This is a genomic window from Reticulibacter mediterranei, assembly GCF_016587455.1.
The window spans coordinates 7,041,536-7,054,692 of record NZ_BNJK01000001.1; the positions used below are offsets into that span (position 1 = coordinate 7,041,536).

The 13,157-nt window shown below is 54.5% G+C and carries 12 protein-coding genes and 1 pseudogene; 2 read left to right on the forward strand and 11 right to left on the reverse strand.

All coding sequences use genetic code 11. The annotated features are described in order from the left end of the window. The first annotated feature begins 24 nt into the window (after nucleotides 1–24). Complete coding sequence (locus K3T83_RS30435) at nucleotides 25–1,032, forward strand: hypothetical protein (protein WP_220206678.1); 1,008 nt, start codon at nucleotides 25–27, stop codon at nucleotides 1,030–1,032. Nucleotides 1,033–1,124: 92 nt separating this feature from the next. On the opposite strand, the gene K3T83_RS30440 is transcribed toward K3T83_RS30435, so the two are convergent. The 11 genes and pseudogenes from K3T83_RS30440 to K3T83_RS30490 all read right to left on the reverse strand — a co-directional run bounded on the left by K3T83_RS30440 (nucleotide 1,125) and on the right by K3T83_RS30490 (nucleotide 11,231). After that, on the reverse strand, nucleotides 1,125–1,538 hold the full coding sequence (locus K3T83_RS30440) for a hypothetical protein (protein WP_220206679.1): 414 nt from the start codon (nucleotides 1,536–1,538) through the stop codon (nucleotides 1,125–1,127). Beyond that, the gene (locus K3T83_RS30445) at nucleotides 1,538–2,473 is read right to left on the reverse strand and encodes an MFS transporter (protein WP_220206680.1); all 936 of its coding nucleotides are present in this window, start codon (nucleotides 2,471–2,473) and stop codon (nucleotides 1,538–1,540) included. The genes K3T83_RS30440 and K3T83_RS30445 overlap by 1 nt, the downstream gene beginning before the upstream one ends. 149 nt (nucleotides 2,474–2,622) lie before the next feature. Next, complete coding sequence (locus K3T83_RS30450) at nucleotides 2,623–3,069, reverse strand: MaoC/PaaZ C-terminal domain-containing protein (RefSeq protein ID WP_220206681.1); 447 nt, start codon at nucleotides 3,067–3,069, stop codon at nucleotides 2,623–2,625. After that, the gene (locus K3T83_RS30455) at nucleotides 3,066–3,554 is read right to left on the reverse strand and encodes an FAS1-like dehydratase domain-containing protein (RefSeq protein ID WP_220206682.1); all 489 of its coding nucleotides are present in this window, start codon (nucleotides 3,552–3,554) and stop codon (nucleotides 3,066–3,068) included. Before K3T83_RS30455 ends, K3T83_RS30450 begins: the two co-directional genes overlap by 4 nt. A gap of 36 nt (nucleotides 3,555–3,590) precedes the next feature. Further along, nucleotides 3,591–4,355 carry an SDR family NAD(P)-dependent oxidoreductase gene (locus K3T83_RS30460; protein WP_220206683.1) on the reverse strand — a complete coding sequence of 255 codons (765 nt, stop codon included), beginning with the start codon at nucleotides 4,353–4,355 and terminating at the stop codon, nucleotides 3,591–3,593. A 39-nt stretch (nucleotides 4,356–4,394) separates the two neighbouring features. After that, nucleotides 4,395–6,548 (reverse strand): acetate--CoA ligase family protein, encoded by a 2,154-nt coding sequence (locus K3T83_RS30465; protein ID WP_220206684.1) that lies wholly within the window; start codon nucleotides 6,546–6,548, stop codon nucleotides 4,395–4,397. A gap of 45 nt (nucleotides 6,549–6,593) precedes the next feature. Continuing rightward, on the reverse strand, nucleotides 6,594–6,998 hold the full coding sequence (locus K3T83_RS30470) for a Zn-ribbon domain-containing OB-fold protein (protein ID WP_220206685.1): 405 nt from the start codon (nucleotides 6,996–6,998) through the stop codon (nucleotides 6,594–6,596). Nucleotides 6,999–7,003: 5 nt separating this feature from the next. Beyond that, nucleotides 7,004–8,152, reverse strand: coding sequence for an acetyl-CoA acetyltransferase (locus K3T83_RS30475; protein WP_220206686.1), 1,149 nt, complete (start codon nucleotides 8,150–8,152; stop codon nucleotides 7,004–7,006). Then, nucleotides 8,152–9,318 carry an acyl-CoA dehydrogenase family protein gene (locus tag K3T83_RS30480; protein WP_220206687.1) on the reverse strand — a complete coding sequence of 389 codons (1,167 nt, stop codon included), beginning with the start codon at nucleotides 9,316–9,318 and terminating at the stop codon, nucleotides 8,152–8,154. The genes K3T83_RS30475 and K3T83_RS30480 overlap by 1 nt, the downstream gene beginning before the upstream one ends. Nucleotides 9,319–9,539: 221 nt before the next feature. Then, the gene (locus K3T83_RS30485; protein WP_220206688.1) at nucleotides 9,540–10,175 is read right to left on the reverse strand and encodes a TetR/AcrR family transcriptional regulator; all 636 of its coding nucleotides are present in this window, start codon (nucleotides 10,173–10,175) and stop codon (nucleotides 9,540–9,542) included. Between the two features lie 166 nt (nucleotides 10,176–10,341). Then, nucleotides 10,342–11,231: pseudogene (locus K3T83_RS30490) on the reverse strand (LysR family transcriptional regulator). 200 nt (nucleotides 11,232–11,431) lie between these two features. Here K3T83_RS30490 and K3T83_RS30495 point away from each other — a divergent pair. After that, the gene (locus tag K3T83_RS30495) at nucleotides 11,432–12,961 is read left to right on the forward strand and encodes an MFS transporter (protein ID WP_220206689.1); all 1,530 of its coding nucleotides are present in this window, start codon (nucleotides 11,432–11,434) and stop codon (nucleotides 12,959–12,961) included. The last annotated feature ends 196 nt before the right edge of the window (nucleotides 12,962–13,157 follow it).

The following is a 13,157-nucleotide window of genomic DNA, read 5'->3' on the forward strand; positions in this document are numbered from 1 at the left end:
GGTGCGAATGGAGGCTCGCTCGCAATGAAGCGTAAAGGTGCATTCATACTGGTTGGCTCTCTCTTTCTGGTTGTGGTCGTGCTTGCAGTGATCGTTTTGGCCCCGCTATTAAGAACGTATGTTGCACAGATACGCTCTGGCAGGCTTCCATTTGTGCCGGTCAATCTGCCGGTGACAAACGCAACCGGGCCAACGGATGGGTATGGCATTTACGAAAGTTGCAGTCCCAAGACAAGCGCGAGTAGTGATTGCCTTGCCCACCTCGACTCGATGGCGGCGGCAGGATTTAAACTGGTGATTAACTACGGCGAGATCTACGGAGACGCTAGTTTTCAAAAAGCCTACCTTGATCGCGCGCAATCGGTCGGCATGAAAGTGATTTTCCCGCTCAAAGCTCCCGCCTTTTATGAGGGAAAAGATCTGCGCTCAACCTATCCCGATCTGGCTAAGACCTGCAATTGCACGGACAACAGCGGTTTTCTTGCGTATGTAGTCAAACTGGTAAAAGATCACCCGGCGTTGTGGGGGTATTATATTGGCGATGAGGTCGAGCCAGAGAATCACGACGCGCTAAAAACGAAGCTGTCCGATGTGGTCCATCAACTCGATCCCGTACATCCTCGCCTGTTTATCGATAGCTCTGGGCGAACTGTTGCTACATGGCACGGTAACAGTCCGTTTTATGATACTGCCGATGTGATCGGTACCGATTTCTATCCCATCAGGGACTATTCGCCCAGTTATCCCGCGCTTGATCGCGCGGGCGAAGTTGCCGCTGGCGTGCAGGCATACGCGGACGCGCACAAACACGGCGGCGCGATTGTGTTGCAGGCATTTAGTTATAGCAACTATGATATACCCGGTACGTCCTATCCTACGACAGACCAGATGAAGTATATGCTGTCTGAGACGTTGCTGCATTCGCGACCACAGATCATTTTCTGGTACAGCTATTACGATACTATGTCTTCTGGCAACGACTCGGATCAGCATTGGAATGCGTTAAAATCTTTGATTGCCAGGCATGCTTAGAAAATAGTATCCTGCTCTCACCATTGCGCGGTCTTTGACCCTCCTGATCTGAAAAAGGGATCAAAAGGGAGTCAAGGACCGCGCTGTTGCTATCAGCCCTGTTCTTGCTTGATTATGGCTGCATGTATGGAGGTTGGCTTCCATGAACCGGAGGCGACAAAGATAGTTGGGATGAAGACAATCAGCCCGGCAATGCAGACCCACCACCATGTTGCCCATTGCAGCCCATTGTGCTGGTCGCGCACGACGAACGAGAAGGCGAGGGTGGAAAGCACAACTATCAGACGCAAGATTGCTCCCTGAAGCGCCAGGCCAGTGCCGACGAGTGCGGGATTGATATCCTCAACGGTTTCGGTATAGGCAGCCATCCAGGTAACATAGCCAACGGCCAGAGTGATTCCGAACAGACTGAGGAAGATCGCCATCAGCGAGGCCGCTGTTGGAACACCGATGCGGCTGATAAAAAGGAGCGTGACGATAATTGTGGCAATGGCTCCAGCCAGCATTAGGGTTTGCGGATCAGCGTGCGGTCGGAGATAAAACCAATGACGATAGCGGCGACAACATTAACGATCCAGAAGATGCTGACCAGTCCGTTTGCTTCGGCCAGCGAGAACTGAAAGATGCTGTTGAGATAGGTTGGGAAGAAGGCAACGGCGGCATAATACATCAGCAAGTAAAGGCTAATGCCGAGGGCGCTGAGAATCAGGCGATGGTGCAATATTTGTTTCCAGGGGCGTTGCGTCGCTGCTTCGACATCGATGCTGCCTGCACGCTCTTCGATAAGCTCCTTCTCTTGTAATGTGTTCATGACCTGATCTCGTAGGCCGGGCGAGAGTTCGCGCATGGAGAAGAAGCAAAGCAGAAAGATGACCAGCCCCACAATGCCAGCAATAATATACTGAGATTGCCACGTGCCCTGGACTTGAAGCGTCTGGCTGGCGACTCCTGTTGCCAGGACACTGCCGCCGACTGGTCCCACCGTCCAGAAACCCATCGCCAGCGCTCGTCCAAAGCGTGGCGAGAAGTCGCGTACAAGCGCGGGCGTCACGACCAGGATAATGCCCTCAATAAATCCCAGAACCCAGATGAGGATCAGGAAGGGCCACAGCGAATTTGCCAGCGCGATTGCCAGCGTTCCAATGCCTGTCACCAGCAAGCCATAAATGATCAGATTGCTGCGACCGATGCGGTCCGACAGGCTACCGAAGATGGCGGCGAAAGCGCCAAGTGCATTGCTGACCAGGACAATAAGCGAATACGATGAGACGGAGAGTTTGAACTCTTGTAGGACGAGAGGAGCAACTGAGGGCAGGATATACGATTCGTAATACAGGATGATGGTTGCGATAACCGCAAGAGCGAGATACCAGATACGATAGGCGTTGGAGGGATAGTGTTCAAGGCTGCGCTGCCTGAAGCTGGTGTAGATGGTACTCATCCGAATCCTCCTGTTATTTTGTGCGTACAACAACGTACTGCTGGAAAGGGGGGGCAAGCGGGGGAAGCATCCCTGCAAATGATCTCTCTTGGTGCAATAGTGGTGCAGGGATGGCATATACGCCATCCCTGTTTAACTATGGTGCAGGTTTATGCTTCGCGTCGCGGCAATGCTGCTGTGAAGGTGCCACTGACCTTTACATCACTGTTCTGGTCGGCTGCCTGCACCGTGCCGACAATACGTGTTTCACCATCAACTTCGTATTTCTCAGTGACTTTCCCGGTGCAGGTAATGATATCGCCCAGGCGAGTCATTCCTTTGAAGCGCACATTGAATTTACGGAGCGCTCCCGGCCCGAGATAGTTGCTTAATAGTTGCCCGACAAAGCCCATAATCAGCATGCCGTGCGCGATAATGCCGCCGGTGCCGATTATTTCACCAACTTTGGGATCGGTATGCAGCGGGTTGAAGTCGCCGGAAGCGCCTGCGTAGCGGACTAGTTGCAGGTGCGTGATCGCATCTTTGACGAGCGGGGGCAGTTCGTCACCGGCGTGCACATCCTCGGCGTAGAGCGTTTTTTGCGTTTGCGTGGTCATGCATCCGGCTCCTTTGCTTTCTCAGAGGGCAGCTCGCGAACAATCACCGTCGATCTGGTTTTCAGCACTGGCTGGTTGTGCTGGTTGGTATAGTTCGTCTCGGTCGTGATGATATCCATCGAGAGGCCATCTTTGCCCACGCGAGTTTTGCCATCAACAACCGTTGTGACGCCCATTAAACGATCATCGGGATAGATCGGAGCGAGATACTCGTACTCTTCCTCACCATGCAGGATACGCTTTACATCGATGCCCAGGCTTGCCAGGCTGTTCCCTTCACGCTGCCTGGCACCCCAGAAGTTGAATATTGTGGGCGTCGTTGGCGACATTGGCACATCGGGAAACCCTGCTGCCTGAGCCGCTTCCCGACTGTGATAGACGGGGTTGTTGTCGCCTATCGCGGCGGTCAGCTCGTGAATTTTGTTGCGATACACCTCCACCGTGAAAGGTGCAAAGCTATGGCCGATCTTGCTTTTATCAAACATATTGTTGCTCCTTGCACGTCTAATCAAAAATGCAGCTTAGGTTCCGGCAGGGCCACCCGATACATAAATAATCTGGCCGTTGACGAAGCTTGCGTCATCTGAGGCGAGGAAATTGATGACGTTGGCAACGTCGCGTGGCTGCCCGACACGCCGGACCGGGATAACTTTTGAGGCGGCCTCAATGCGCTCCTGGGGATCAAAGCCCAGACGCCGCGAAGTGGCGCGCGTCATCTCCGTATCGATAAAGCCGGGAGCAACGGCGTTGGTGGTGATTCCAAATGGGCCTAGCTCGATTGCCAGCGTGCGCGTCAGACCTTGCAGTCCGGCTTTTACAGTCGAGTAATTGGCCTGTCCACGATTACCTAGCGCTGAGGTGGAAGATAGCGAGATGATGCGCCCGAACTTTTGTTTGACCATATGCGTCTGTGCGGCCCGGCTACAGAGAAAGGCACCGCGTAGATGGACATTGATGACCGTCTCCCAATCATCGTCGCTCATCTTAAAGAGCAGGTTGTCGCGGAGCACTCCGGCATTGTTCACCAGGATATCCAGTCGCCCAAAGTGATCAACGGCTTGCTGGACAGCTGCCTCCACTGAGGCTTTGTCGGCGACGTTGCAGGAGACGACGAGAGCCTGCGCGTTCTGGCGTTCCAGTTCTGCCGCCACCTGTTTGCAGTTGTCGGTATCGATATCGGCGAGTACGACGCGCGCGCCCTCTTCTGCCAGCCGTGTCGCGGTCGCGGCTCCAATGCCTCTGCCAGCTCCGGTGACAAAAGCGACGCGATTATCATGTTTGCCCATAATCGTCTGTCCTCCATTTCTTATAGTACTTATCCAAAATTAGAGAAGCTCCTGAGCATGCCAGCTCAGCAATACATCAAGCACTTCGATGCCTGCTGTGCCGATCAGGAGCGGATTGATTTCCAGCGTGTTAAGATCTGGGCCGAGGCTCAGGGCCAGTGTGCTAATGTGATAGATGACATCGACGAGTGCGGGGAGATCGACGGGTGTGTGTCCGCGACCACCAAGCAGCAGCGTTGCACCGCGCAACTCTCTGAGCATATTGCGGATATCTTCATGCTCAACGGGGAGGATGCGGATAGCGGTATCCCTGAGCGCCTCGGTCCAGATGCCGCCAAGCCCGAGCGTGAGAACTGGCCCCCAGAGTGGATCACGTACGATGCCCACAAGTAGCTCCGTACCGGGAGGCCGCATTGTGCTTACAAGTATCCCCTCAATGTGGACGTCAGGATGTTGTGCCTGCACGCGCTCCATCATCGTCGTGAAGCCAGCGTGTACAGCCTGTTCGTTTGCCACATTGAGCGCAACACCCCCAACGTCGCTTTTATGTGGGAGCGCCGCTGACTGGATTTTGAGCGCGACCGGAAAACCAAGTGCGTGTGCAGCCTGTACTGCCTCTTCCGGGGAGGTTGCAAGGCTACCGGGAACCACCAGAATACCGGCTTCCTGCAACAACAGCCGCACTTTAGCCTCTGACCAGTTGCCACGACGCGGATATGTGATTGCAGGAGCGGCGAGTTGCGAGACGGCCTGATTGTCCGGGACGGACGTGTTGAGCTGCTCAGACCACCAGAGCAGGCGACCGATGGCATGGACTCCATGTTTCATGCCAGCGACGACGTGTAGCCCAGTTCGCTCTACGACGGCCTGCCCGGTGGGAGTAAGATCGATGCAAGTGTTGGAGACCAGCACAACCGGCATACATGCCGCCTTGATCGTCTCGGCGAGCTGATCGTATTGTCCCAGCAGATTTGCCAGAGCGGACGGCTCTAGCTGACGCCGCCCATCAAGGCTGGTCAAAAAGAGGATAAAGTCGATGTTGGGATCATTGATCACCACATCGAGCGAGCGTGCCTGTAGCGTGCCATCAACGACAATATAGCCGGTGACATCGAGCGGATTGTGGGCCGTTGAGAAGGGCGGCAGGATCTCTTGTAAGCGCTCCACCGTCTGCGGCGCAAACTCTGGTAGGACGATCCCTTCATCCTGGGCGAGATCCGAAATGATATCGCATGCGCCGCCGGAGGGCGTCACCACACCCATGCGACGACCAGGCAGCGAGCGATGATAGCCAGCCAGACCAGCCGTGAGGAGCAGGTCTTCGAGCGACTCTACACGCACAATCCCCAGTTGCTTGAACGCTGCATCGTTGATGGCATCGTTGCCCACGAGCGCACCTGTATGTGCCAGGGCTGTGCGTGTACTCATCTCGCTGCGACCGATTTTGAGTGCGATGATGGGTTTGCGGCGCTCACGGGCTTTGTTTGCGACGCGGCGTAGCTCCTCCGGGTGGCGAATGCTTTCCAGAAAGAGAGCGATGGCGTGTGTTGCATCGTCTTCGATGAGATAATCTACAACGTCGGTGGTAGAGATCATGCTTTCGTTGCCCATTGAGACAAGCAGACTCAACCCGATGGCATGGGCTTGAGCAAAGGAGAGAACGGCACTCGCCAACGCACCGCTCTGTAGGACCACGCTGACTGGACCTGAGACGAGTGGAGGTGAGATGGCGAGGCCATAGGGCGTGATGCGATCCGTGACGTTGATAAAGCCATTGCCGTTCGGACCAAGCAGCGTCAAACCTCGCTCCTGTGCGAATGTGAGTAGCTCCAGCTCAAGCTGCGCTCCTGCCTCTCCCACCTCGCGATACCCGGCTGTCAGTATCACAAAGTGCTTTGTACCCATCTCCGCCGCTTCTTCAACAACCGAGAAGACGTGTTGCGTTGGAACCATCACGAAGGCGAGATCGGCTGGTTCGGGTAAGTCTCGCAGTGATGACACAGCTGGCTGACCATGCACGATAGCACGCTTAGGATTGACCAGATAGATCGGTCCCGAAAACTCGAAACGTTGCAGATTCTCGAAGGTAGAGATGGACCAGCGAGAGTTATCTGTAGCTCCAACCAGAACGATGCTCCTCGGACGTAGAAATCTGTGAAGCTGTTCCGGTGTGATACGGTCTTTATCAGACATGCTCCAGTACCTTTATGCGCACTTTCTATGTCTAGCGTGTCCTGCCTACATGGTCAATTGGAAGTATGGAAGGGTAATTTCCTCGTTGATAGCTGCAAACGTGACATGCACCGTCGCGCCAATATGTACCCGCTCAGGAGGCGCGTCAACGATACGCGTCATCATGCGCACGCCCTCTTCAAGCTCGACAATGGCAACGACGAAAGGCACCTCGTCGGCAAAGGGACCGAATGCTTGATGGGCAACGGTATATGAATAGATCGTGCCTTTGCCTGTTGCTGTAATCCACGATAGCCGCTCTGAAGAGCAGTGTGGGCAGATGGCACGCGGATAGAACACATGGTGGGAACAGGCATCGCAGCGCTGGATGCGGAGTTCGCCCAGTGCCAGTCCTTCCCAGTATGGCCGCGAGTCGCTATCGATCACGAATTGTGGCAACTGTGCAGGCATGGCGCTCACTCCTTTCCAAGAATCACGGTGGCCGCTGATGAGAGTACCCCACCTGTTCCGTGTGCCAGGGCCAGCCGCGTGCCTTCAACCTGTCGTGCCCCACATTCTCCGCGCAGTTGGCGAGTAGCCTCGATCAGCAGAAAGATACCATACATCCCGGGGTGGCAGTACGACAATCCGCCGCCATTGGTGTTGAGCGGGAAGGGACCGCCAGGCGCGGTTCGTTGTCCGCTCACAAAAGCGCCGCCCTCGCCGCGTCCGCAGAAGCCGAGCGCTTCTAAGGTGAGCAGCACAGTGATTGTGAACGAATCATAGATCTCCACCACATCTATCTCTGCCGGTGTCAAACCAGCCATTGCAAATGCTGCCTGTCCCGAGGCAATGGCGGCTCTATGTGTTGCGAGATCGGGCATATTGCTGATTGTGTTGTGGGTGTGTGATTCACCGTGCCCAAGTATCCAGATAGGTGCTTTCCGGGTGTGAGCCGCGCGTGTGGCCGAGGTAACGACCACCGCGCCGCCACCATCAGTGACGAGGCAACAATCCAGCAGATGCAGCGGCGAGGCGATCATGCGCGAGTTGAGTACATCCTCGATGGTGATAGGATCGCGCATCATGGCTTTCTCGTTGAGCGCGGCCCACTTTCTTGTCGCAACAGCCACCTCTGCCAATTGTTCGCCAGTGGTGCCATACTCAAACATATGGCGCATGGCCGCCAGTGCATAGGCACCAACCGGTGTGGGTAGCCCGAATGGACCCTCGTACTGTTCTGTGAGGCGGTAGGATGGGTGTCCACGTCCTCTCCCCCGGTCGGAGCGCTGGGTGCTGCCATAGGTGATGAGCGCGATATCGAAGAGACCTGCTTCGATGCCTGCCAGCGCGTGGCCGATATGAGCTTCAAACGAAGATCCGCCAATATTGGTGGTATCGGTATATTTGGGCTGGATGCCCAGGTATTCGGCCAGCATCAAATTTGGCGACCAGGCCCAGTTCCCGGCACAGAAGAGCGCCTCCACGTCCTGAATGTGCAGCCCGGCATCGTCGAGAGCGGCTCTGGCCGCCTGTGCCTGAAGTTGCAGCACCGTTTTATCAGGCGTGCGACCGAGATCAGACTCGGCCACGCCCACGATTGCAGCTTTTGGAGCGCGTCCCATCAGAGCATCTCCCCGATTCTTACATAGCCTCGTAACAGGTCGCGGGAGATGATGAAGCGCTGAATTTCGTCGGTCCCTTCAAAGATGCGCCACAGACGCACTTCGCGATACCAGCGCTCAATGGGCAGTTCTTTGGTGTAGCCCATGCCGCCGTGAATCTGGAGTACGCGATCAGCCACGTGGTTGGCCATATTTGATCCGTAGAGCTTGGCAATGGCGGCGGCGTGGCGTGTGTCCTGTCCCTGCTCGGAGAGCCACGCGGCATGGAGGGCCAGCCAGCGCGTCGCCTCAATCTCTACCTCTGAGTCAGCAATCATCCATTGAATTGCCTGTCGTTGCGCAATGGGCTGGCCGAAAGTGACGCGCGTTTTTGAGTAGTCGATTGCCATTTGCAACATGCGCTCAGCGGCTCCAACGGCGCGTGCTGCGATGGCCCAGCGTCCGGCACCGATCCACTGCATGCCCAGGTTGAAGCCGCCATTGAGTTCTCCCAGAATGTTTTCTTCTGGAACGCGCACGTTGTCGAAATAGAGCGAGGCCGGTCCCCATTCGCCCATTGTGGGGATATAGCTGGAACGCCAGCCCATTTCGCGGTCCACCAGGAAGCAGGTCACTCCACCATGCGCGCCTTTCTCCCTGTCTGTGACGGCAAAGACCATCGCGAAATCTGCCTCGTTGCCGTTGGTGATGAAGACCTTCTCGCCGTTCAGCACCCAATACTTGCCATCCTTGACCGCTGGCATCTTGATATTGGCCGCATCCGAACCGGCTCCTGGTTCCGTTAATGCGAAACAGGAACGCCGCTCGCCATTGATGGTGGGGAGCAGGTAGCGCTGCTTCTGCTCTTCGTTGCACCGGTAGAGAATATTATCAGCGTTGCCGCCAAAGGTGAAGGGAACGAATGTACGCGCCAGTTCCATCGCAACGATTGCCATCATCACAGGTCCGAGATTGGCCCCACCATACTCTTCCGGCGTATTGATGCCCCAGAAGCCCAGCTCTTTTGCCTTCAGTTGTAACTGGCGCAACTGTTCTCGTGTGATGCCGGGCTGTCCCTCGCGCTCGTTGCGGAGAACCTCACCTTCCAGAGGCATCAATTCTCGCGTGACGAATGCACGGACCGTCTCTTTCACCATGCGCTGCTCATCGGTTAAACGAAAATCCATAGCGGTTCCTCCTATTGCCTGTGAAATGGCGACAGTAAATATATCCGAAGGCTTCTGCAAAACATGGTAAGTAACAGTGAATGCTCGATATATAAGCATATAAAGTGTTACATCAATAATTGCAGGGCGCAGCGATACCAGGGTATCCTGTTTTATGGATGTCCTGTTCAACGTATAGATGGGATTAAGCCCGAAAAACTGTTGCTCATCGGACGGCTTCCCTAATCGGTTGTTGGTGTATCGGATGCAGAGCGATCTGCGGACTTTTGCAACAATTGCGCATGGAAATACTCAAGTTGGGCCGCGATGTAGGTTTCGAGATCGATCTCCGGGGCAAAGTGCCAGGTCTTTTGCAAAGCCCATTGATGTCCAAGACTTTGCACGTTTGCTGCCAGCACGCGTGGTTGCGGGATGTCCTTTGTGAAAACGCCAGCGCGTTGCCCTTCTTCAAAGAGCGCAACAAGATAGTCGTCGAGCCGTTTCATCGGATCAAGGATGCGTTGGCGCGACTCTCTCTGAAGCAGCGAAATATCTCTGTAGAGAATGATGAGCTGTTTCGATGTGTTATCCGTGATGGTGTACAGTTCGCGGACAATGGTATCGAAACGTTCGAGCGGATCGGCAATTTCGCGTGCTCGCTTGAGAACCTCGCGCGTGATGGTCGCGGTATCCTCACAACAGGCGAGCAAAATATCTTCTTTACTGGGAAAAATATAGTAGATGAGGCCAGTACTGATGCCAGCTGCCTGCGCGATGTCGGGCATGGTTGTGCCTCGATAGCCTTTACGGCTGAAGAGGTCAAGCGCGGCAGCAATGATTTCTTTGCGACGGGTATCGCGAATAGGAGTTGTGCTCATCGTCACCTGGATCTTCTTTGAACATCGGACTAATCTACAGCGACGTAGTAGCTTCTCTTTATTTAGAGATACCATATTTCAATTGAATAGTCAATAGATTTTTGGAGTGGTCGCGCGGCCTCTCACGTTTGTTTTATTATGGTGTGCAATGAGCTATCTTATGTCATCAAGACGGGTCTGTCGTGGTTTCTCTGGCTGTGCTCAGGAAGTTTTCGATGATCGCTGAATGTGCGTGGCGTTGCCAGGCCAGGGCAATCTCCGTGAGCGCCGTTATTCCATCCAGTTCGCGATACACAACCCCTTGACTGCGAATATTGCGGGTGGAGAGAGGAACCAGCGAGATTCCTATACCAGCGGCAACAAGGCTGACAATTGCATAGGTCTCGGTGACTTCCTGAATGACGTTGGGGTAAAGCCTGCGCTGATACAGAGCTTCATCAGTTGAGTGTGGTAGCCACCGCCGAGTTGTCTTGATTGCAGCACGAATGGCTCCGAGGCCAGCTGCGGTAGGACGATGCGTTCCTGGTGTGCGAGTGGGTGTCCCTCTGGCAGTACGCAGACGATTGGTTCGCGCCGTATCACTTCGATATCCAACCAGGGAGCGCTGATGGGCAGACGGAGCAGGCCGATCTGGATCTGGTTCTCTTCTAATGCGCGCATCTGCTCTTGCGTCGTCATTTCGCGCAAAGCCACCTCGACATGCGGGAAGCGCTCGCGATAGGTAGAGAGCATGATGGGGAGCAGGTCGAAGGCGCTAGAACTGATGTAGCCAATGACCAGACGGCCCACTTCGCCGCGATAGGCCCGTTGCGCGGCATGTTTCGCATTGCGTACTCTGGCAAGCACATCTTGCGCTTCCGTCAGAAATACTTTGCCCGCGTCGGTCAGTTCTACGGAGCGCTTCGTTCGCCTCAGAAGAGGGAAGCCCAGTTCGTCCTCAAGTTGCCGGATCTGCTGACTCAGCGATGGTTGCACAATGGAGAGCCGCGTTGCCGCTCTGCCAAAGTGCAATTCTTCTGCGACAACAACGAAATAGCGTAAATGACGTAGCTCCATGTTGATATCTTTCCTCTGATAGTTTCTATCTATTAATCTCGCAGTAATTATGTATTGGACATATGTATATTGAAGAATTTATACTAAAAATAGGGCTGTTGGCAAGGTGAGGAGAAGGTATTGAGAGGCGTTCTGCAATGGTTAGAGAGGATATGATGGAGAAAAAACCAGGGAAGAAAATTTATGGTAGATTTGAGTCGATGAGTATGAATTCCGCAACTATTTTCTCTGAAGAAAACGGTCAAGTTGTCAGCCCGTCAGCTGTACGTGCGGACGAGTCGCAGCGACAGATGAACAAGTGGGTAATCCTGGCATTGGCGGCATCGGCGAGCTTTATGACCACGCTTGATGGCTCGATTGTCAATATTGGCCTGCCAAGCATCGCCAGCACGTTCCATGCTGGGATCAGCGGCGCGACCGAGTGGATTATTATTGGGTATCTTGTAGTGATTGCTGCGTCTCTTCTCACTTTTGGACGCCTCGCCGATATGCTTGGCCGCAAGCCGATTTTTATGCTGGGACTGGTCATTTTTATTCTGGGATCGATGCTTTGTGGGCTGGCACCATCTCTCTTGCTGCTCATTATTGCTCGCCTGTTTCAAGGGATTGGAGGAGCGCTGATCTTCGCCGTCAACATTGCGATGATTACAAGCAGTTTCCCAAAGAATGAGCGCGGATTGGCTCTAGGCCTGAATGCCGTTGTCGTTTCGCTGGGTGTAGCGACCGGTCCAACCATTGGCGGGATCATTACACAGTATCTGACATGGCGCTGGATCTTTTATGTCAATGTTCCCATTTGTCTGCTTGTGCTCCTCGCTGGCTGGTACTTCTATCGAGAACAGCGTCCACCGCAGGGGCAACGCGGACGCTTCGATCCAGTGGGCGCGATCACGCTGGCGATTGGTCTGGCGGCGCTGACTCTGGGCCTTTCGTTTGGCCAGGAATGGGGCTGGCTCTCTACCGGAGCGCTGGTTTCTTTTGCAGTGGGAATCGTGATGCTGGCGGTGGCGGTCTTTGTTGAGACCCATGTTGAACATCCCATTGTCAATCCAGGGTTAGTTACGAATCGTATATTCGCGTTTGCCAATGTGAGCTTTATTCTCTGTATGATGGCTCTGTTTGCGCCCGGTTTTCTGCTGCCGTTCTATTTTCAGGAATTGCGCGGCTTTTCTACAGTTGAGACCGGCCTGTTACTCACTCCGTTGCCGTTGATGCTGGCTATTGTCGCCCCTTTAAGCGGCACGCTGGCAGATCGTTTTGGTTCGCGCTGGCTCTCTCCTATCGGTCTCGCTCTTGCATGTATTGGCTTAGCTCTGCTCAGCCAGATCAACGCTCAGAGTTCGACCTGGGATATTATCTGGCGGCTTGCTGTGATCGGTATCGGTCAGGGGCTATTCCAATCGCCGAATACCCGCACTATGATGGGCGCAGCCCCACAGGAGGCTCAGGGAGAGGCGTCAGGACTGCTGGCGACGGGACGTGTTGTTGGGCAGAGCATCAGTGTAGCGCTTACTGGTACTGTCTTTGCCGCGTTAGGTGGTGCAGCAGCCGGGACGCTGCTCTCGTCGCCACAAGCACACCATCTCTCAGCACTGGCGATGAGTAGTGTGCAAAATACCTTCGTGGGCGGTTTCCGCGCCTCTCTGCTCGTCTGCGCCAGTTTTGCAGCCATAGGCATTTTTACAGCCCTGGCACGCGGCAATGATGCAGCAGTGAAAAAGGCGAAGTAGTTGCTTCGCCTGTGAAACAGCCCCGCGTATTGCGGGGTTGTTTTTTGCCAAAAATGGGTAATGTTACGCTTGTAATTTGTTCTCTCCAGGAGTAGTTTAGTAGCAACGAAAAGCTTAATGGGTAAGAGACGCAAAAATACATGCGCTCGTATTTGCTCGATCTCTTGCTATCTATCTTCATGAAGAAGAGAAATTA